We start from the raw sequence: 21,194 nt of genomic DNA on the forward strand, positions 1-21,194 counted from the left end.
ATTATGACTGATATCACTAAAGAAAAAGTACAGAGCCAGGTCACTGATGCGCTGGTTGAATTATTTGAAATTGATGCAGCAGATATCGTACCTGACGCTCATCTTTATCAGGATCTTGATTTAGACAGTATTGATGCGGTTGATTTGGTTGTCCATTTGCAGAACGTGACCGGAAAGAAGATCAAGCCGGATGAGTTTAAGCAGGTTCGGACAGTTCAGGATGTTGTTGATTCTGTTTATGAGCTGTTAAAGGCGGAGTAATGCGATTGCTGGCTGCTTTGTCAGCATTTTTGCTACTGGCTTACCCCTTTGTTGTCTATTTGGGGATAGAAAGATTTGGTCTTCAGTCGGTGGCTATTGTTCTGGCCGTTCTTTTTCTTTCTCGGCTCTTTTTTGGGAATAAGTCGGGTGTTAACGAGCTGAAATATCTGGCTTGGTTAACCGGAAGTATCGGAGTTGTTTTGCTGAGTCTCGGCTATCTGTTTAACCAGATAGGGTGGCTGACGTATTATCCGGTAATTGTGAATGTCTGCTTGTTTTTGCTGTTTTTTTCCAGCCTGAAAAAGAAACAGACACTGGTCGAGAGACTGGCTCGGATCCAGCAGCCGGATTTACCCGATAGTGGTGTAATCTATACCAGAAAAGTGACAAAAGTCTGGTGCTGTTTCTTTATTATAAATGGTTCAATCGCTCTTACGACCTGCTTTCTTTCGATGGAAATATGGACGTTATACAATGGCCTGATCAGTTACCTGGCAATGGGAACCCTGTTTATCATTGAGTATTTAGTCAGGCTTCGTGTACAGAAAAAACAGAATAATAACGTTATATGAGTCAAAAGCCCTATGCTATTCATTCTCTGTCCAGTCTGTTAACGGACAGTGATATATCAGACGACACGGTTGCGTTTACCTCTGATGGTGACAATAAAACCTGGTCTCAATTTCATGAGGATGTCAGTTCTCTTGTTTATCCGTTAAAGCAGTCCCGGCAACGGACATGGGCGTTGTGTGCCAACGACAGCTATTTGTTTGCCGTTGCACTGATGGCTCTCTGTCACAGCGGTAAAGCGATTGTGCTGCCCGGTAACCATCAGCCTGCTGCACTGAAATCATTATCCCCTCATTTTGATGCGATTCTTTACGATTCCATTATCCAGCACCATCCGGAATCCAAGCCGGGAATCGACCTTGAGCAGTTGGCTAACCTGAAAGCACAGCCGCTTTCATTCTCTGCACTCGATTTGAGTCGTATTCGGATCACCCTGTTTACGTCGGGTTCAAGCGGTACGCCTAAGGCCATTCATAAGACACTCAAAGAGTTTGAGGAAGAGCTGAACCAGCATGGTGAGATGTGGGGGCGTCAGGTTCACGGAACCAAAATCTACAGCACGGTCTCTCATCAGCACGTCTACGGGTTGTTGTTCCGTCTGCTGTTTCCACTGGTAACGAAAAGGCCGTTTGACCGGTATAACCTGGACTATCCGGAGCAGGTGTTTGAGCACGCCGGAGATGATGCGGTGTTGATCAGCAGCCCTGCTCTGTTAAAGAGACTGGCGATGAATACGCCGGCTCAGAGTGAGCAAGGTGAAAGAGGAACCTACCGAGCCATATATTCATCGGGTGGGCCGTTAAGCCTGAGTGCAGCACAAGAGAGCGAAGCGTTACTTGGCAGCCTGCCTTATGAAGTCTTTGGCAGTACGGAAACGGGAGGCATTGGCTATCGGCAACAGGCATCTGAATCTGCCCCATGGCAACTGTTTCCTAAAGTGATTGCCCGTCTGGACAGTGAAGGCTGTATCGCTTTGCTGGCTCCGCATATTGATCCTGACAACTGGTATCAGACCACTGATCGCTGCACTTTGATTGATGACCGGCAGTTTATGTTGTTAGGCCGAACCGACAGTGTGGTTAAGATTGAAGAGAAACGGGTGTCTCTGACTGAAGTGGAAAAGAAACTTCAGGCTCTGGACGAGGTTGAAGAGGCTGCTGTAATACTGCAATCCCGTGAAAACAGAACGACTCTGGCGGCGGTTATCGTATTGTCAGCAACAGGGCAGCAAGAGATGGCGGTGTCAGGCAAAGGGGCTTTCTGGATACGACTGCGTAAGCAGCTCAGAGTCTGGCTTGAGCCTGTGGCCATCCCCAAGCAGTTTCGGTTTGTGGATGAAATCCCGCTGAACAGTCAGGGAAAACGACAGTTGTCAGAACTTCAGGCATTATTTAACCCCGAACATGAACTAAACGGTTAGGGCGATGCAGAAACGAAAACCAACCATAATCTCCCAAACCAGCGACGAGCAGACGGCTGAGCTGGTGTTAGGTGTTGATGCCGATATCAGGGATTTTGAAGGGCACTTTACCTCTTTTCCCCTGTTGCCGGGGGTCACCCAGATCGACTGGGTTATGTATTTTGCCCGGTTAACTCTGCATATGGATCAAGAGTTTGCCGGAATGGAAGTGATCAAATTTCAGGAACCTATCTTCCCCGGGGCAACAGTGACACTGGCGCTGGACTGGGATAAAGCCCGCTCTAAGCTGCAGTTTAAATACAGCTCCGACAACGGCAATAGTGTGCACTCATCCGGCAAAATCAAACTCAGTGGTGATAAGTGATGACCTATAACCCATGCTTTATCATCCCCTGCTACAACCACGGAAAAACGGTTGCTGCGGTGGTGGATTCATTACGCCCATTCGATTTTCCGATTGTTGTGGTGGATGACGGCAGTAATACTGAGACCAAATCGGCCCTTGAGGCACTGGCTCCGGATGAACATGTTACGGTACTGACCTTAGCGCAGAATCAGGGCAAAGGCGGCGCGGTGATTGAGGGTGTCAGCTATGCCTATGGACAGGGTTATACGCACGGCATCCAGATTGATGCCGACGGGCAGCATGATCTGGATGCGTTACCAACATTGATTGCCAAGTCTCAGGCCGAACCGGATAAGCTTATCTCCGGTAAACCTGTGTATGACGACAGCGTCCCACGCTCCCGGCTATACGGGCGCTATATCACCCATGTCTGGGTATGGATTGAAACCTTATCGTTATCGATAAAGGACAGCATGTGCGGGTTCCGAGCCTACCCTCTGGCAAAAGTCATGTATGTTGTGAACCGCTGTAACATTGGTCGTCGGATGGACTTTGATACTGAAATTCTGGTGCGCATGTACTGGGATGGATGCGACATGGAGTTTATTGATACCCGGGTGCTCTATCCCGAAGATGGTATTTCTCATTTTGATGTGTTCTGGGATAACGTCAAAATCAGTCAGATGCACACCAAGCTGGTGCTGGCGATGCTACCCCGTATCCCCAAGCTGTTGCTGCGCAAGGTCACGGTAAAAAAAAAGCGTGAACAGGATCAGGCGCACTGGTCCGGTCTGACCGAGAAAGGCAGTATTCTGGGAATTAAGCTGCTGTTGATGACCTATTCCTTATTGGGTCGTGGGGTGTTTAACGCGGTGCTGAAACTGGTGATGGTGTATTACTACCTTTCGGGAAAAAATGCCCGGGTAGCATCGGAGCAGTATTTATCCCGGGTGCAACGCTTCTGCCTGCAAGAGAACATCGAACTTCCATCCAGGCTTTCTGCCTATCAGCATTTTGTCTCTTTCGGTCAGACCATGCTGGATAAGTTAGCTGCGTGGAAAGGCGATATTCAGTATCACCACCTGACCCTGTCCGGTGAAGAGGTGCTGGATGACGCGATTAAGAGCAAGCTGGGCATTATTCTGTTTGGCTCGCATTACGGCAACCTCGAACTGTGCCGGGCATTGAGCCGTGAGCATTCAGACCTGAAGATAAACGCACTGGTGTTCACTGAACATGCCGAGCAGTTTAACTCGGTTATGCAGGCGGTGAACCCGGACTCAGGTCTGAACCTGATTCAGCTGAAAGATGTTGGTCCGGAAACGGCGATCCTGTTGCAGCAGAAACTGGAACAGGGTGAGTGGATCGTTATTGTTGGGGACCGTACGTCGGTGACAAAAGAGCAGCGGGTGGTATGGGCTAACTTTTTAGGCGAAAAGGCACCGTTCCCGCAGGGACCGTTTATGCTTGCCGCTATTCTGAAAGCGCCGGTCTTTCTTCTGTTTGGCTTGCGGGACGAGAGAAAATCACAGCCGCATTTCCGTGTCTATTTTGAAAAGTTTGCGGATAAGCTGGAGCTGCCGAGAGGAAAAAGGGAAGCCTTTTTGCAGCGGTATGTTGAACGTTACGCGCAAAGGTTACAGCACTACACCTTAAAAGATCCCCTGCAGTGGTATAACTTTTTTGATTTTTGGACACTAAGCGACAACACACATGACAAGTAAAACGAAAAACAGAATTCAGTTTGGTACCGAGCGATTAAGCATTGAAGATGTGGTCGCCATTTCTCAGGGAGCACAGGCTCATCTGGATGACTCCGAAGCGTTCACGACCAAGATTGATCGCGGCGTCGCGTTTCTGGAAAAACTCCTAAAAGAAGAAGGGGTTATTTATGGCGTGACCACGGGCTACGGTGATTCGTGTACCGTTGCCATTCCACCTGAGCTGGTTGATGAACTTCCCCTGCACTTAACTCGTTTTCATGGCTGCGGTCTGGGTGAGATTCTTACTCATGAACAGTCGCGCGCCGTACTTGCCACCCGCCTGTGCTCGCTGGCTCAGGGGGTATCGGGCGTTTCCCATGAACTGCTGAATCAAATGGTTACCTTGATCAACCATGATATTGCTCCGCGTATTCCGCAGGAAGGTTCAGTGGGGGCGAGTGGTGATTTGACACCGCTCTCTTATGTGGCTGCAACACTGATCGGCGAAAGAGAGGTGCTGTACAAAGGTGAGATTCGCCAGACCAGCGAGGTGTTTGTCGAGCTGGGCATTTCTCCGATCAAGCTCAAGCCGAAAGAAGGGTTGGCTATGATGAACGGCACAGCAGTGATGACGGCGCTGGCCTGTCTGGCTTACAAACGGGCAGAATATTTAGCGCAGTTGGCAACCAAGATCACGGCGATGGTTTCCGTAGGCATGCAGGGTAACGATTTCCACTTTGATGAAGCACTGTTTGCGGTAAAACCGCATCCGGGACAGCAGAAGATCGCTTCCTGGCTGCGCGGTGATCTGCAGGCAGAACGTCCGCCACGCAACAGTGATCGGCTACAGGATCGTTACTCGCTGCGTTGTGCGCCGCATGTCATCGGTGTGCTGCAGGACAGCCTGCCGTGGCTGCGTCAGATGATTGAAAACGAGCTGAACAGCGCCAATGACAACCCGATTATTGATGGTGATAACGAACGGGTGCTGCATGGCGGTCATTTCTATGGCGGTCATATTGCGATGGCGATGGACACGCTGAAAACGGCGGTGGCGAATATTGCTGATCTGCTGGATCGTCAAATGGCTCAGTTAATGGATTATAAATTCAATAACGGACTGCCATTTAACCTGACTGGCGCGCAAGGTGAACGTAAGCCGATTAACCACGGCTTTAAAGCGGTGCAGATTGGTATCTCAGCGTGGACTGCCGAGGCGCTGAAACATACTATGCCGGCCAGTGTCTTCTCCCGTTCTACGGAATGTCACAACCAGGATAAAGTCAGCATGGGGACGATTGCGTCCCGTGACTGTCTGCGGGTGCTGGAACTGACAGAGCAGGTTGCATCAGCCTCCCTGCTGGCAGCCTGTCAGGCGATTGAATTAAGACAGCGGCAGAATCAGCTGGATGAGCAGCATATGAGCGTCGCTCTGAAACAGATGCAAAAAGAGGTGCAGGAAGTCTTTGCGTTTGTGGAAGAAGACCGCTCGCTGGAAGCGGATCTGCGTCATGTGATGGCGCTGATCCAGCAACAGCACTGGCAACTGTATTAAGCGGTGAAGGAGCCGGGTATGAATCAGCAGAAGTTCGAATTAGAAGCCGAAGTGGTGATGAAGCCGTCTTTTCAGGATGCCGATCCCATGGGCGTGGTTTACCACGGTAACTACTTCCGTTTTTTTGAAGAAGCCCGCCGGGTATTAATGGAGAAAATCCGCTACGGTTATCATGCGATGAATGACTCCGGCTATATGTGGCCGGTGATTGATACCCGGGTTAAGTACATTCGTGCTATACCGTTTCATCATGAAATCCGGGTAACCGCCAAACTGACGGAGTGGGAAAACCGGCTGCGGGTCGATTATCTGATTTATGATAATGACAACGGTACCCGCATGACCAAAGCCCATACGGTTCAGGTCGCGGTAGAAAGGGCGACCGAGGAAATGTGTTTTGTTTCCCCGAAAGTGTTTACTGACAAGGTGGAGTACTGGTTTGAGCATGGCAAACTTGCAGACTAGATTAATCACAGGCTTATTGGTGCTTTTGAGTATGTTTTTTGTGCCTTTTGCATCCGCAACGACCCTGGAAAGCGTACAGAAGCAGCTAGCATCCCAGTCCGTTATCCGGGGACAGTTCGAGCAGATCCGCAACATGGAAATGTTCAAACAGCCGCTGACCTCGACCGGTGTCTTCCTGATTGCCAAAGGCAAAGGACTGCTCTGGAAACAGGCTAAGCCCTTTCCGGTAACGCTGGTGTTAACAGAGGATAAGTTAAGCCAGACATTTGGTGATCAACCCCCTAAAGTGATGACATCAGAAGACAATCCGATGGCGTTTTATTTCAGCCATCTGTTTCTCGACCTTTTTCAGGGTAATACGGCGCAGCTGGACGGCAAATTCACCCGGACGTTTCATGCTGAGCAGGAGGCCTGGACGTTGCAACTGGTGCCGAATACCGCACCGTTAAACAAGGTGTTTGCCTCTATCGTTATCTCCGGTAAAGAGTACATCGATGCTATTGAGCTGACGGAAGTGCGCGGCGATATCACCACCATTCAATTTTCTGAGCAGACAAGCCAGCCATCGGTATTAAGCAGTCATGAAGAATCCGCTTTTCAGTTCTAAGGGCGCACGGCTGCTCTCCTGGCTATGGCTGGTCATCGTATTAAGCTGTACCGGCGTCTTACTGTATCAAGGGGTACTGCAGAAAAAGCCTCTGATTGAGACCAATATTCTGGCGCTGTTACCGGAGAACCGGCAGGACCCTGTGGCTCAGGCTGCTTTTGACAAGGTCGCTGACAGCGTCAGCAATAAGGTGATCTTTGTTCTGTCCGGCAAAGACCGGGACACCCTGCACGCCTCCGCGGACTGGTTTGCAGCGCAGCTGTCTGAGCTGGCGGTGTTTAAAGATATTACCGCCAGACTGTCAGCAGAAAGCCAGCAGCAGGGGAGCCGGTTTTATTACCAGCACCGCTTTCAGTTTTTATCGCCGGAGCAGCAACAGAGAATCAGCCGGGCTCCGGAAGAGCAGACCCAGTACGTCATTCAGTCAGTCTACAACCCGTTTTCTGGGGTGACGGGCGCAGAACTGGGTAACGATCCGTTTCTGTTGTTCCGGGATTACGCCTCCTATCTGTCTAAGCTCTCCGGCAAATTTAAGCTGGATGACGGCTATCTGACGCAGACGGTTGACGGCAAGGAGTATGTGCTGGTGGTCGGGGAGTTAAGCCTGTCGCCCTATAGCCTAGGTGTTCAGCAACAGGTTCCTGCCATTAAGCAGTTAGAGGCGTCGGTACGGAAGCAGTACGTCACGGATGTGATGCATACCGGTGTCCTGTTCTATGCGGCCTTCGGTACCCAGAGTGCTAAGTCGGAGATAAGCACCATTGGCTTGGGCTCTTTGCTTGGCGTGTTGTTGCTGTTTCTGGTTATCTATCGCAGTACGCTGCCGCTCATGATGGCGCTACTGTCTATCTTCTGTGGTTTTGTCGTTGCTCTGGCCGGTTCGTTACTACTGTTTGAAAAAATCCACCTGTTCAGCCTGGTGTTCGGCTCCAGCCTGATTGGTGTGTCTATCGATTATTCCTTCCACTATCTGACGGAAAGACTGGCAGCGGGAAAGGCATGGAATGCAGGTAAGGCATTGAGGCAGATCTTTGGCGCGATAACCCTGGGGCTTATCACCAGTTTGATCGGCTATATGGGACTGCTGATTGCGCCGTTCCCGGGGTTACAGCAACTGTCGGTGTTTTCCGTGATCGGGCTGGTGGCTTCCTACATTACCGTGGTCTGCTGGTATCCGAAACTGGCCAGTACGCCGTCGGAACCACGTGTTCTGCCGGGACATGTATTGTGGAAGCGCTGGCTAAATTTGTGGCGTATTCCCCGTTATCGATGGGGGCTGCCGTTGGTGACCATTGCGGTATCGTGCCTGTTTATCGGCAACGTGACGTATAACGATGATATCCATCAGTTGCAGGCGATGCCCAAAACGTTGAAGCAGCAGGAAGATGCGATCCAGACATTATCCGGGGTATCCGGCAGTCAACAGATGCTGTTGGTCGCGGCGGACAGTGAACAAGCACTGCTGTCCAGACTGGGTGTATTATCAGACGGGCTGAATCGCCTGATCCAAGACGGTGATCTGCTGGGCTATCAGAGTATTCATCAGTATCTGCCCGGTGTTGAGGAGCAGCAGGCCAATTATCAGCGTATCCAGACCTTATACCAAAAGCAGACTCCGGTTCTGGAATCTGCATTGGGAATATCAGTGGATGCCGCCATGCTAACGCCTTTTACGCCTGTAAGTGTGGCTGACTTTCTGGCCTCACCTGTTGCCAGAGCCATAGGTTTTCTTTGGCTGGGACAGATGAATGAGGGCTATTATTCCGTGGTGATGCTCAATGGAGTTACTGATATCGCGGCGATTAAAGCCTGGGCTCACACTCAGAACGGGGTGTCTTATCTAAATAAAGCTGACGAAATCTCCCGCTTGTTTGGTGAATACCGGGGGAATGTCACCCTGCTGCTCGCCGTTGCGATTGTGGCTATCTGGCTGCTGTTAAGCTGGCGCTATTCCCTTGTTCAGGGCGCAAAAATGGTGCTGCCTCCGATCATCGCTGGTTTTTCTGCCATCGCGGTAACGGGAGTCACCGGTCAGCCGGTGAACCTGTTTAACCTGCTGGCGCTGATCCTGATCCTGGGTATCGGCATTGATTACACTCTGTTCTTTACCGAGCAGAAACAGAGCAAAACGACGCTGCTGGCGATCACGCTGTCTGCCCTGACGACCATTCTTTCGTTTGGCTTGCTGGCACTCAGTAATACCAATGCGATTCACAGTTTCGGTATTACGATTCTGACCGGTATCTTTGTGTCCTGGTTACTGTCACCATTGGCTCTGAATACCTGTCAACAGAAGGAGGCGGAATGAAAGCACGGTTATGGTTTAGATCTTTATTGATAGGGGGGGGCGTGCTCTTGCTGATGGCCTGCTCATCGGTGAACGTTTCTCCGGACAACAGCGTTCAGATGGCTGGTGGCACGTCTATCCCGTTTCCGGAGCCAAAAGCGCTGGAGAGTGTTGTGTCGGTTTCGCAGATGATTACAGCAACCTGGAACGGTGACACGCAGCAGTTGCCGGTTAAGCTTGAAGTAGATGCCGACCGCGTTGTACTGGCGGGATTTTCTTCCTGGGGAACCAGGTTGCTGAGTCTGGAATACTCATCTGCCGGTATTGCCACCTATGTGTTGCCCGGACTGGAAGCTCAGTTGCCGGATCCGAAACAAGTTCTGTTTTATATTATGGTAAGCTTGTGGCCTCAGGATGTCTGGAGAGAAAAGCTCTCTCTGTCCGGTTGGGATCTGGTTGATAAAGCCCATACCCGAACGCTGGTTGATGCGTCCGGAAAGGTGGTAGTTTTTATCCACTATACTGATATTAATAACAAACTGGCTGGTGATATTAAGCTGGAAAACCCTGAAGCGGGTTATTCGGTGGTGATATCCACCCTGAACTAACTTTCTTTAACGTCATAAAGTCTGGGCACAATGGAACATAAAAAGAATCAATTTCCCGTTTATATCCAAGCGTGTGGTTCTCACTCCGCACTGGGGAATAATACGGAGACCATACTTAAACGGCTGCAAGGTCAGGAAGCCTCCGATATGGAAAGGGTGGACGGCTGGCTGAATAACGGCAACCAGACGGTGGTCGGCATGGTGAAAGCCGATTTACCTGAGCTGCCCACTCACCTGGAAAGCTATAACACCCGCAATAACCGGCTGGCGCTGTCTGCTCTGGTACAGATAGAAGCCGAAGTCAGGGAGGCTATTGCCCAATATGGCGCAGAGCGGGTTGCGGTGATAGTGGGTACCAGCACTTCGGGGATCTCTGATGGTGAAGCTGCGCTGAAAGAAAAGCTGGAAAGCGGGGCGTTTCCTAAAGAGTACCACTACAATCAACAGGAACTGGGTAATCCGGCCGAGTTTATCGCCGACTATTTTCAGCTGTCCGGTCCTTGTTTCTGCATCTCAACGGCCTGTTCGTCCAGCGGCCGGGTATTTTTATCGGCCAAACGGCTGTTAAAAGCAGGACTGGTTGATGCGGTGATTGCCGGTGGTGTAGATAGCCTGTGCCGGTTAACATTAAACGGATTTAACGGGCTGGAAGCTTTGTCGACTACGCACTGTAACCCGTTTAGCCTGAATCGTGACGGCATTAATATCGGTGAAGCGGCCGCTTTTATGCTGCTCTCTGCTGTGCCATCAGCCGATCAGATAGCGCTTCTGGGGGCGGGAGACAGCTCCGATGCCCACCATATTTCAGCCCCTCATCCGGATGGTGTCGGCGCGGAAGAAGCGATGAAAAAAGCGCTGAATGATGCGGGGCTGACGCCGGACGATATCGGTTATATCAATGCGCACGGCACGGCCACGCTGTTAAACGATGCGATGGAAGGCAAGGCTATTGCGAGAGTCTTTTCTGCCGATACACCGGTCAGCTCAACCAAGCCTCTGACCGGACATACGTTAGGGACTGCCAGTGCGATGGAAGCGGCCATTTGCTGGTATCTGCTCAAGTATAAGTCGGCCTTGCCAAGGCAGATAAATGACGGTCAGTTTGATGCTATCCCACTACGGTTTGTGCAGCAGGATATGCCTTTGCACGGTAAGGCTGTGTTGAGTAATTCTTTCGCATTTGGCGGGAATAATATTAGTTTGGTGTTTGGGTATGCAGATGAATGATCAACCCGAAGTAAAGAGATTATCTGAAATAGAAAAGCTGCCGGAAGTAAAGGATCTTCTGCCGCATGATGAGCCGATGGTGCTGCTGAATCGCGTTATCAGTGTAGAAGAAATATCCATCCATTGTCAGGCGGATGTGACGGAAGCCAACCTGTTTTTTGACCACGAGAAAAGAGTCATTCCGGCCTACGTTGGTATCGAGTATATGGCGCAGTCCATCGCGGCATGGTCTGGTTATCACGCCCGAAAAAGGCAGGAATCGCCACCGATCGGTTTTTTATTGGGAAGCCGTCGGTATAATACGGAACTCGGTGCATTTCATGAGAACATGGTGCTGGATATCTTTGCCGAACAAGTGATGGAAGATAGCGGAATGGCGGTATTTTCCGGAAGAATTGAGCACAACGGCACACTGATCGCTCAATGCCAACTGAATGTGTATGTGCCTGATGAAGATAAATTACAAGAAATGAAAAAAGGTTGATCTGTTGTGAATAGACAAGTGTTGGTGACGGGAGCCAGTAAAGGAATCGGACGAGCTATCGCTATACAACTGGCGAAAGACGGCTTTGAAATTATTGTCCACTATATGGGAGACAGGCAGGGGGCAGAATCAACCCTGTCTGAGATCCAGAATATCGGGCAGAACGGCAGAATTCTGCAATTTGATATCAGTAACCGCGAACAGTGCCGGGAAGTGATCGAAGCCGATATTGCTGCAAACGGCGCTTACTATGGTGTGGTTAATAATGCCGGTATTACCCGCGATACGGCTTTTCCTGCTATGACAGAACAGGAATGGGATGGAGTTATCCATACCAATCTGGACAGCTTTTACAATGTGCTGCACCCTTGCGTTATGCCTATGGTTCAAGGCAGAAAAGGTGGCCGCATTATTACCCTTGCTTCTGTGTCGGGCCTGATGGGGAACCGCGGACAAACCAACTATAGCGCGGCGAAGGCCGGTGTTATCGGCGCAACGAAATCACTGGCACTTGAGCTGGGCAAAAGAAAGATAACCGTCAATTGTATTGCTCCGGGACTGATTGATACCGGTATGGTTGACGAGCATGTAAAAGAACACGCACTGCCACAGATCCCTCTGCGCAGAATGGGCCAGCCGGAAGAAGTGGCCGGGTTAGCCAGCTATCTGATGTCAGATATTGCAGCATACGTTACAAGACAGGTGATCTCTGTCAATGGAGGACTAATATGAATCGTCGAGTAGTTGTCACCGGTATGTCCGGTGTTACCGCGTTCGGAAATGACTGGGACAGCGTAGAGCCTAAACTCAGAGCGTGTGAAAACGCCATCCAGTACATGCCTGATTATGAGCAGTACGATGGTCTGAACACAAAGCTGGCTGCGCCTATTAATGATTTTTCCCTGCCTAAGCATTACACGCGTAAAAAAGTGCGTTCAATGGGCCGGGTATCTCAACTGGCAACACTGGCTTCGGAAAATGCATTAATTCAGAGCGGTCTTATTGGGAATGAAGTATTGACGAATGGTCAGACCGGAGTGGCCTACGGCTCATCAACCGGCAGCACAAATGCGGTTGGTGCGTTTGGCGTGATGCTGAACGACAAATCCACCTCTGCGATTACTGCAACCACTTATGTACAGATGATGCCGCATACCACAGCAGTTAATGTCGGTTTATTTTTTGGTTTAAGAGGACGGGTGATCCCGACCAGCAGTGCATGTACTTCCGGCAGTCAGGCTATCGGTTATGCTTATGAGGCCATCAAACATGGTTATCAGACCGTTATGGTTGCCGGTGGCGCGGAAGAGTTGTGTCCGACTGAATCCGCGGTATTTGATACCTTATTTGCGACCAGTCTGAAAAACGATGATCCGAAATCTACCCCTCGTCCTTACGACAAGGATCGGGACGGTCTGGTTATCGGTGAGGGAGCCGGGACTCTGGTGCTGGAAGAATACGAACACGCCAAAGCGCGCGGGGCGCATATCTACGCGGAACTGGTGGGCTTTGCCAGTAACTGCGATGCAGCTCATGTGACTCAGCCGCAGAAGGAAACCATGCAGCTGTGTATGGAAATGGCCCTGAAAGATGCGAACCTTACCCCTGAGAGTATCGGCTATATCTCAGCTCACGGTACGGCGACGGATAAAGGCGATATCGCAGAAAGTAACGCAACAGCCAATATCTTTGGTCAGAGTGCACCGATCAGCTCACTGAAAAGTTATTTCGGGCACACACTTGGAGCGTGCGGCGCGGTTGAAGCATGGTTAAGTATTGAGATGATGAACCATAACTGGTTCAGCCCGACGCTTAATCTGGAGAACCTTGACGAGCAATGTGGTGCTCTGGATTACATTACCGGCAGTGGTAGAGAGATCGAGTGTGACTATATCATGAGCAATAACTTTGCTTTCGGAGGTATTAACACCTCACTTATTTTTCAAAAATATAAACAAAACAGGTAAAAAGTTGTATGAAAACATTAGTTAAGTGGTTGTTTGTTGGTTTTACTGGTCTGTATCTGGCTGGTTGTGCAAGCGTTCTGACAGTGGAGCAGTCTTCTCCGGAAGTCAATATGTCGCCGGAGTTAAAAGCGTTATCTGTTGCTGTTGTGGATTCTCGTCCGTATGTTGTTAACAAAGATAAGTCACCTGCGTTTGAAGGTATTATCCGTAGTGGGCTAGGTATTCCGTATAGTTATAACACACCGACACAAGAGCCAATGGCGGTTTACCTTGGTAATCGGATTAGTCACGGTATCAGGAAAAATGGTGTTGAGGTATCGGTCTATTCAACAACAGCCGGTATGCCGTTGAAAGAGGTGTTTGAGAATGTTGCCAGCTACGGAAAAACCGCTGTTGTCATCAACCTGAATGAATGGAAATATGATTCACATCCTTTTTCTGATTCATCATGGTATGACATGGATGTTTATGTGATTGATAAAAATGCGGAGCAACTTGCATATAAAAAATTCTCTGGTGAAGAAGATATTCCAGGCAGCGGTATCGTAAACGAAATGCTGTTGCTATATAAAAATCGTTTCGAGCAGGTTTTCTCTGATCCGGAAATCCGTAATGCATTAAGCCATTAATCGATAGCGTATAAAAAGAAGAAGGTCTGGTAATGATTGATTATCAGACCTTTTTTAATATCGTTATAAATTCTCTTCCGCAAATTCAGCCAAACGGCTTCTTACTACCCCGTTCAGGTGGATATTGGCACTGCCTTCGAAGTTCTTAAACCGCTCTACCATATAAGTCAGACCGGAAGTGACCGGAGTCAGGTATGGAGAGTCGATCTGAGCCAGATTGCCGGAACAGACTAGCTTGGTACCCTCGCCGCAGCGGGTGATGATGGTCTTGATTTGTGAAGCGGTCAGGTTCTGGCATTCATCAAGTAGCACAAAGGCGTTCTGAATGGAGCGGCCACGCATAAAGTTAATCGACTTAAACTGAATATTCGCTTTATCACAGATATATTTTAGCGAGCCTTCAGTGCAGTGATCGTTTTTATGCAGAGCTTCCAGTGTGTCGGTGACTGCGGCCAGCCAGGGCATCATCTTTTCTTCCTCACTGCCGGGCAGGAAGCCGATGGATTCTCCAATATCCGGTGTGTTGCGGGTAACAATGATTTTATCGAACATTTTCTTTTCGATGGATTGTTCCAAAGCTGTTGCCATAGCCAATAGGGTTTTACCGCTGCCTGCGGCACCAGTCAGGATCACCAGATCGATTTTCGGATCCAATAAGGCATCAATAGCCATGGCCTGATAGATATTCTTCGGCCGTATATCCCATGCCTGACGGCTCATAATCCGTTCCCGGCTCAGGTCACGGATCTGCAGTGTGTCGTTGTCGTTATCGATATAGCCCACACGTCCGGCGAAATCACTTTCTTCATCAATAAGATACTGATTGATAAAAGCCGGAGCCAGTGAAGATTTGTTCAAGGTATGGAAGGTTTTACCATCTAGGCTCTGAGTATCTACCCGGTCGATAGACTGCCAAAAGTCACCTTCATAGGTGTGGAATCCTTTCGTCAGGTAGCGCACATCATCAATTAACTGGTCGGTACGATAGTCTTCTACAAAACGAACTCCGGCTCCTTTGGCTCTCAGGCGCATGTTGATGTCTTTGGTGACAAGAACGACTTCCCGTGGGGAGCGGCGGTTCTGTATATAAAGTACAGCATTCAGAATTCGGTTATCCCCGGCTTTGTCGGCAAATGCTCTGACCGTTTCCTGCAATTCAAAATCGGCCAGAATTGCAATACTGCCGGTTGTATTGTGATCCTTATTTAATGGGATACCCTCAGAAATTTCGTCTGGCGTGGCATCGCGGAAGATGTCTTCCAGTGCACGGATAGCAACGCGAGCATCACGGGCGACATCTCGTTTACTGTCTTTAATTCTGTCGAGTTCTTCAAGGACGGTCATCGGGATGACCACATCGTGTTCCTGAAAGGAGTAGATTGCGAAAGGTTCGTGTAGCAGGATGTTCGTATCTAACACAAAGATTTTCCGGTCGGTATCGCCCATAAGCGTCTCCTTTTGATCCGCACAGTGCGGCAGAGTTTTCATTAGATAGCCGATTTAGTACTCTTTAATCAGTACCTAACCCAATATCTAGATGTCTCATACCTTGTTTACCGTTTTATTTCAGTTTCCGGTTAAAGAAAAAAAATGGCAAAAACCTCCTGTTTTACACGTGATCTCTGTTACTGCATCGAGTAAGATTAGCGCCCCTTTAAACCGAGACATTTTCTGACTTCGGTACAATACTTACATAGATACTTACCACCCCAACCAAGAGGTACTCACCCCTATGACATTTGCTTTGGGACAACGCTGGATCAGCGATACAGAGAGCGATTTAGGACTAGGAACTGTTGTTGCAATGGATGCAAGAACCGTCACCCTGATGTTTGCGGCATCAGAAGAAAACCGTTTATATTCACGAACGGATGCTCCGGTGACTCGGGTGATATTTAATGTCGGGGATGTGGTAGAAAGTCAGGATGGCTGGTCACTGAAAGTAACAGAGATCCTTGAGGAAGATGGATTATACACCTACGTGGGTATCCGTACAGATACCGAAGAAGAACATATAGTACTGCGGGAAATCTTCCTCAGTAATCAGATCCGCTTTAATAAACCTCAGGATAAGTTATTTGCCGGTCAGGTGGATCGTATGGACAACTTTGTACTGCGCTATCGTGCGCTGCAGAACCAGTATCAGCAGCACAGAAGTCCGATGCGTGGTTTATGTGGTATGCGCGCCGGTTTGATCCCGCATCAGTTATTTATCGCCCATGAAGTTGGTCGCCGTTATGCGCCGCGTGTACTGCTGGCTGATGAGGTGGGTCTGGGTAAGACGATTGAAGCCGGTATGATTATTCATCAGCAGGTATTGTCTGGCCGGGCTGAACGTATCCTTATTGTGGTACCTGAAACTCTGCAACATCAATGGCTGGTGGAGATGATGCGTCGTTTTAATCTGCATTTCTCTATCTTTGACGAAGAGCGCTGCGTGGAAGCGTATGCCGAAGCGGATAATCCGTTTGATACTGCGCAATATGTGCTCTGTTCACTAAATTTTATCCGTAAAAGCAAGAAGCGTTATGAACAGGCTCTGGAAGCTGAATGGGATCTGCTGGTGGTGGATGAAGCTCACCATCTGGAGTGGAGCCCTGAAAAACCAAGTCGCCAGTATCAGGTGATTGAAGGACTGGCAGAAAGAACGCCGGGTGTATTGTTACTGACAGCAACACCGGAACAACTGGGGCATGAGAGTCACTTTGCCCGTTTGCGTCTGCTGGATCCGGATCGTTTCTATGCTTATGAAGCCTTTGTAAAAGAAGAGCAGCAGTATGCACCGGTTGCTGATGCTGTATCTTCATTGTTTTCCGGTACGAAACTGACGAATGATGAGAAGAATCTGATCACCGAATTATTGTCTGAGCAGGATGTTGAGCCCCTGTTCCGTGTTATCGAAAGTAATGTTGGTGAAGAAGATAAAGCACAAGCCCGTCATGAACTGATTGATAACCTGATGGATCGTCATGGTACTGGTCGGGTACTGTTCCGTAATACCCGGGCGGCGATAAAAGGTTTTCCTGAGCGTAATGTACATCTGCTGCCGATGGGTATTCCTCCTCAGTACACAACGGCTATGCGGGTTGCCGGCATGCTGGGCGGCAAAATGCCGGCTGAAGCCCGGGCGATGAAGATGTTGTATCCGGAAGAGATTTTTCAGGAGTTTGAAGGTGACGCCGGTTCATGGTGGCAATTCGATCCCCGGGTTGACTGGCTGATCGAAAAAGTGAAAGAGAAGCGTAGTGAGAAGATCCTGGTGATTGCCTCCCGTTCTGCAACGGCATTGCAGCTGGAGCAGGCGCTTAGAGAGCGAGAAGGTATCCGCGCTACAGTATTCCATGAAGGAATGTCTATTCTGGAACGTGACAAGGCGGCGGCTTATTTTGCTCAGGAAGAGGGCGGTGCTCAGGTGTTGCTCTGTTCAGAAATAGGCTCAGAAGGACGTAATTTTCAATTCGCTAATCAGCTGGTTATGTTTGATCTGCCATTTAATCCTGACTTGCTGGAACAGCGTATTGGTCGTTTGGATCGGATTGGACAACTGCGTGATATTGATGTGCATATCCCGTACCTGAAGGGGACGTCTCAGGCTATTCTTGCCCGCTGGTTTAATGAAGGGTTGAACGCCTTTGCAGAAACCTGCCCGACTGGGCGAGCTGTGTACGATAAGTTTTCCACAACGCTGATAGAGATGCTGGCAGCTAGTGATGAGCATGGTCTGGATGAGGTTATTGACGCTTCGGCAAAACTGAACCGGGAACTGAAACATCAACTGGAACAGGGGCGGGATCGCTTGCTGGAAATGCATTCTAATGGTGGTAAAGAAGCAGAGAAGATTGTAGAAACAGTAGCGGCTACCGATGGTGATACTAACTTGGTTACCTTTGCCCTGAGTCTGTTTGATACCATTGGGCTGAATCAGGATGATAAAGGTGAAAATGCATTGGTGGTAACGCCATCTGAACATATGCTGGTGCCGAATTATCCGGGACTGCCGTATGAGGGCGCCACCATCACCTTTGACCGTGATACGGCACTTTCCCGTGAGGATATGCATTTTATCAGTTGGGAGCACCCGATGATTCAGGGGGGGATTGACCTGCTTCTGAGTGAAGGTGTGGGTACGTCTGCTGTTTCTTTGCTGAAGAACAAGGCATTGCCGGTAGGCACTATCCTGTTGGAGATGGTGTATCTGGTGGATGCTCAGGCTCCGAAACGCAGCGGTATCAGCCGTTTTCTGCCACAGACACCTATTCGTCTGATGATGGATGCCAGGGGAAATGATCTGGCTGAACAGGTTGAATTTGAAAGCTTTAACCGTCAGCTTAGCCCTGTGGGACGACATATTGCAGCAAAACTGGTTGGTTCGGTACAGAAAGAAGTACATAGCTTGATTGAGGCGGCAGACGCCAGTGTTGAGCCGAAGCTGCAGGCTGTACGTCAGCAGGCCCAGCAGGATATGCAAGCTAGCCTGAACAGTGAACTGGAACGTCTGCAGGCGCTGAAAGCTGTCAACCCGAATATTCGAGAGGAAGAACTGGAAGTGATTGAGAATCAGATCAAAGAGCTGAGTGGCTATATCGGCAAGGCTCAGATCCAATTGGATTCACTGCGTCTGATTGTGGTGAGTCATAATTGATCCTATGGCCTTATTAGAATATACCCCACCGACCGATCCCTGGCTGGATATTACCTATCAGGATGAACATATCCTGATAGCGAATAAACCGGCAGGTTTGCTGTCAGTGCCCGGACGCTTGCCTGAGCATCATGACAGCTTGTGGAGCAGGGTGGCAGATGAGTTCCCGGAAAGCCAGGTGGTGCATCGTTTGGATATGGCGACATCGGGACTGATGTTATTTGCTTTGAATAAATGGGCTGAACGGCATCTTAAAAAGCAGTTTCAGTATCGCCTGACCCATAAAATTTATTATGCACGGGTGTGGGGAAGGGTAGAGCCGGATGAGGGACTGATTGACTTACCTATTATTTGTGACTGGCCTAACCGCCCAAAGCAGAAGGTCTGTTATGAGCACGGAAAACCGTCTGTGACCCGCTATCAGGTGGTGCAAAGGGAAGCGCAGACAACAGTGGTTCGATTGTTGCCTGTTACTGGAAGATCGCATCAACTTCGTGTCCATATGCTTGCAATTGGCCACCCGATTGTGGGGGATGAGTTTTATGCACATCAGGAAGCGCGGGCTTTTTCAGAACGGTTGCAGCTACATTCCGCTGAGTTAAGTTTTTATCATCCGAAAAATGACTGGTTACGTTCCATGTTTGTTTCCTGTGACTTTTTTCCTGCGATAGAGCCGATGTTAGAAACGCTATATGATCTCCCTTTGAAGCTGCCGGATTATAAAACGTTGCCAAGACCCTGAAATAAAAGATGACAGAGTGCTGTGCTTGAGGTTACAGAACACAAAAGTGTATTCTGTAATCTTCAGGACGCTTGCGTCCGCTCTGTATTCTATTATTCATAAGGCACGGATAGCATGACTACACCAAAGATCGTTTTCCTTGATCGGATCACCATTCCCGGACACATTAGCATTCCTGAACTCTCTTTTGAGCACAAATGGATTAATTATGATCTTACTGCACCGGATGAGGTTGCGGAAAGGATCAAAGATGCGGATATTGTAGTGGCTAACAAAGTGCCTCTGAATGTACAGACGTTGGCAGGCAATGAAACAGTAAAACTGATTGCACTGACGGCAACCGGATTTAACAACGTCGATATTGCTTACTGCCGGGAACATAATATTGCTGTTACCAATATTAGAGGCTATGCATCTCAGTCTGTGCCAGAACATGCGATGGCTATGATATTTACTCTGATGCGCAACCTGCGTGGTTACCAGCAGGATATTGAAGATGGTGAGTGGCTGCGTCAGGGGTTGTTCTGTTTCTTTACCCGTTCCATCAATGATATTGCCGGTGCCACAATTGGTATTGTGGGTAGCGGGGAATTGGGGCAGGCAATGGCGAAGCTGGCCAGAGCTGTTGGTATGAATGTGATCTTTGCTGAACGTAAGGGGTCAGAAACCTGTCGGGAGGGCTACCTGCCGTTTGAAGACGTTCTGGCGATTGCTGATGTACTCTCTCTGCATTGCCCGCTGAATAATGACACCTATAACCTTATTTCCGGAGCGGAATTGAAAGCAATGAAACCGAAAGCTGTGCTGATCAATACCGGACGTGGTGGTCTGGTGGATGAGCAGGCGCTTGTAGATGCATTGATTTCCGGAGAGATAGGCGGGGCCGCTGCAGATGTTTTTACTCAGGAGCCTGCTGATAAGAGAAATCCTCTGATTGCCCATGCTGGGCTGCCAAACCTTATTCTGACACCGCATGTAGCATGGGGCAGCGATTCAGCCTTAAACAAAATGATGCAGATATTAGTGGATAATATCGAAGCTTTCCGAGACGGAAAAGAACTGAACAGGGTCGTGTAGAGGGTAAAGAATACAAAAATGCCCGTCATGCCGACTTTTTCCGGCATGACGGGCATTTTAAATTATGCGTTCTCTGTTGTTCCTGATGCAGTTTAGCCCTGAGGCTTTACAATCAGAACATTAATCGGTGATTTCTGTACTACTTTATTTGCGACTGAACCCAACAGCACTTTGTCCATCTTAGAGCGTTTATGGCTTGGCATAATAATCAGATCAGTACCAAGTTTCGCAGCATACTCAAGAATGATGGCAGAAGGTTTGCCTTCTGCTACATGGGTTTTATACACTACATCAGCACTGATGTGTTTTCGGGCAAACTGATCCAGTTGCTTCTTTACATCTTCTTTCATCTGATGAGCGGCATCTTTGGGAAAATAAGTCGCAACCATCGACATATGGATCCCCGGAAGTACATTCAGAAGATGTACTTCTGCATTGGAATGTTTTGCATGCCATACAGCCAGTTCAACAGCTTTATCTGAAAAGCCTTTATCATTTAAGTCAACAGGAACAAGGATTTGTTTATACATACTCTTCTTTTCTCCGCTAGGACGGTGGTTTAGCCTGTTCAGGCCGGGTATCCCGGCCATTCATGACCTGATAA

At 49.0% G+C, this 21,194-nt stretch carries 20 protein-coding genes; 18 read left to right on the forward strand and 2 right to left on the reverse strand.

Annotated elements, in window-relative coordinates; genetic code table 11:
• The first annotated feature begins 3 nt into the window (after positions 1-3).
• Genes CSW98_RS12055 through CSW98_RS12125 form a run of 15 tightly spaced genes read left to right on the forward strand, consistent with a single transcriptional unit; the run spans position 4 to position 14,129 of the window.
• A complete protein-coding gene (locus tag CSW98_RS12055; protein ID WP_100800737.1) occupies positions 4-261 on the forward strand; it encodes an acyl carrier protein in 258 nt (85 codons plus the stop codon).
• Positions 261-833 (forward strand): COG4648 family protein, encoded by a 573-nt coding sequence (locus CSW98_RS12060; RefSeq protein ID WP_100800738.1) that lies wholly within the window; start codon positions 261-263, stop codon positions 831-833. The genes CSW98_RS12055 and CSW98_RS12060 overlap by 1 nt, the downstream gene beginning before the upstream one ends.
• Positions 830-2,251 carry an AMP-binding protein gene (locus CSW98_RS12065; RefSeq protein WP_100800739.1) on the forward strand — a complete coding sequence of 474 codons (1,422 nt, stop codon included), beginning with the start codon at positions 830-832 and terminating at the stop codon, positions 2,249-2,251. The genes CSW98_RS12060 and CSW98_RS12065 overlap by 4 nt, the downstream gene beginning before the upstream one ends.
• Before the next feature lie 4 nt (positions 2,252-2,255).
• Complete coding sequence (locus CSW98_RS12070) at positions 2,256-2,615, forward strand: ApeI family dehydratase (protein WP_100800740.1); 360 nt, start codon at positions 2,256-2,258, stop codon at positions 2,613-2,615.
• Entirely contained in the window at positions 2,615-4,321 is a 1,707-nt protein-coding gene (locus CSW98_RS12075; protein WP_100800741.1) for a glycosyltransferase family 2 protein, read from the forward strand. Before CSW98_RS12070 ends, CSW98_RS12075 begins: the two co-directional genes overlap by 1 nt.
• Positions 4,311-5,855 (forward strand): HAL/PAL/TAL family ammonia-lyase, encoded by a 1,545-nt coding sequence (locus tag CSW98_RS12080; RefSeq protein WP_100800742.1) that lies wholly within the window; start codon positions 4,311-4,313, stop codon positions 5,853-5,855. The genes CSW98_RS12075 and CSW98_RS12080 overlap by 11 nt, the downstream gene beginning before the upstream one ends.
• Positions 5,856-5,873: 18 nt before the next feature.
• Complete coding sequence (locus tag CSW98_RS12085; RefSeq protein WP_100800743.1) at positions 5,874-6,320, forward strand: acyl-CoA thioesterase; 447 nt, start codon at positions 5,874-5,876, stop codon at positions 6,318-6,320.
• 31 nt (positions 6,321-6,351) lie between these two features.
• The gene (locus tag CSW98_RS12090; RefSeq protein ID WP_232733523.1) at positions 6,352-6,927 is read left to right on the forward strand and encodes an outer membrane lipoprotein carrier protein LolA; all 576 of its coding nucleotides are present in this window, start codon (positions 6,352-6,354) and stop codon (positions 6,925-6,927) included.
• On the forward strand, positions 6,902-9,235 hold the full coding sequence (locus CSW98_RS12095; RefSeq protein WP_100800745.1) for an MMPL family transporter: 2,334 nt from the start codon (positions 6,902-6,904) through the stop codon (positions 9,233-9,235). Before CSW98_RS12090 ends, CSW98_RS12095 begins: the two co-directional genes overlap by 26 nt.
• Positions 9,232-9,822: a DUF3261 domain-containing protein gene (locus CSW98_RS12100; RefSeq protein ID WP_100800746.1), complete on the forward strand. Its 591-nt coding sequence runs from the start codon at positions 9,232-9,234 to the stop codon at positions 9,820-9,822. The genes CSW98_RS12095 and CSW98_RS12100 overlap by 4 nt, the downstream gene beginning before the upstream one ends.
• 30 nt (positions 9,823-9,852) lie before the next feature.
• The gene (locus CSW98_RS12105) at positions 9,853-11,049 is read left to right on the forward strand and encodes a beta-ketoacyl-[acyl-carrier-protein] synthase family protein (protein ID WP_100800747.1); all 1,197 of its coding nucleotides are present in this window, start codon (positions 9,853-9,855) and stop codon (positions 11,047-11,049) included.
• Between the two features lie 28 nt (positions 11,050-11,077).
• A complete protein-coding gene (locus CSW98_RS12110) occupies positions 11,078-11,533 on the forward strand; it encodes a hotdog family protein (RefSeq protein WP_100800919.1) in 456 nt (151 codons plus the stop codon).
• Between the two features lie 6 nt (positions 11,534-11,539).
• A complete protein-coding gene (locus tag CSW98_RS12115; protein WP_100800748.1) occupies positions 11,540-12,265 on the forward strand; it encodes a 3-ketoacyl-ACP reductase FabG2 in 726 nt (241 codons plus the stop codon).
• On the forward strand, positions 12,262-13,500 hold the full coding sequence (locus tag CSW98_RS12120) for a beta-ketoacyl-ACP synthase (protein ID WP_100800749.1): 1,239 nt from the start codon (positions 12,262-12,264) through the stop codon (positions 13,498-13,500). Before CSW98_RS12115 ends, CSW98_RS12120 begins: the two co-directional genes overlap by 4 nt.
• 8 nt (positions 13,501-13,508) lie before the next feature.
• Positions 13,509-14,129: a YajG family lipoprotein gene (locus CSW98_RS12125; RefSeq protein WP_100800750.1), complete on the forward strand. Its 621-nt coding sequence runs from the start codon at positions 13,509-13,511 to the stop codon at positions 14,127-14,129.
• Positions 14,130-14,192: 63 nt separating this feature from the next.
• Here CSW98_RS12125 and CSW98_RS12130 read toward each other — a convergent pair whose 3' ends face one another.
• On the reverse strand, positions 14,193-15,575 hold the full coding sequence (locus CSW98_RS12130) for a PhoH family protein (protein ID WP_100800751.1): 1,383 nt from the start codon (positions 15,573-15,575) through the stop codon (positions 14,193-14,195).
• A 286-nt stretch (positions 15,576-15,861) separates the two neighbouring features.
• On the opposite strand from CSW98_RS12130, the gene rapA reads away from it, so the two are divergent.
• From rapA to CSW98_RS12145, 3 genes are all read left to right on the forward strand, one after another.
• Positions 15,862-18,771: an RNA polymerase-associated protein RapA gene (rapA, locus tag CSW98_RS12135; protein WP_100800752.1), complete on the forward strand. Its 2,910-nt coding sequence runs from the start codon at positions 15,862-15,864 to the stop codon at positions 18,769-18,771.
• A 4-nt stretch (positions 18,772-18,775) separates the two neighbouring features.
• Complete coding sequence (rluA, locus tag CSW98_RS12140; RefSeq protein ID WP_100800753.1) at positions 18,776-19,513, forward strand: bifunctional tRNA pseudouridine(32) synthase/23S rRNA pseudouridine(746) synthase RluA; 738 nt, start codon at positions 18,776-18,778, stop codon at positions 19,511-19,513.
• Positions 19,514-19,627: 114 nt separating this feature from the next.
• Entirely contained in the window at positions 19,628-20,590 is a 963-nt protein-coding gene (locus CSW98_RS12145) for a D-2-hydroxyacid dehydrogenase (protein ID WP_100800754.1), read from the forward strand.
• Between the two features lie 92 nt (positions 20,591-20,682).
• On the opposite strand, the gene CSW98_RS12150 is transcribed toward CSW98_RS12145, so the two are convergent.
• Positions 20,683-21,120 carry a universal stress protein gene (locus CSW98_RS12150; protein ID WP_100800755.1) on the reverse strand — a complete coding sequence of 146 codons (438 nt, stop codon included), beginning with the start codon at positions 21,118-21,120 and terminating at the stop codon, positions 20,683-20,685.
• Positions 21,121-21,194: the final 74 nt, after the last annotated feature.

The organism is Vibrio sp. HA2012, from assembly GCF_002812955.1.
Lineage (GTDB): Bacteria > Pseudomonadota > Gammaproteobacteria > Enterobacterales > Vibrionaceae > Vibrio.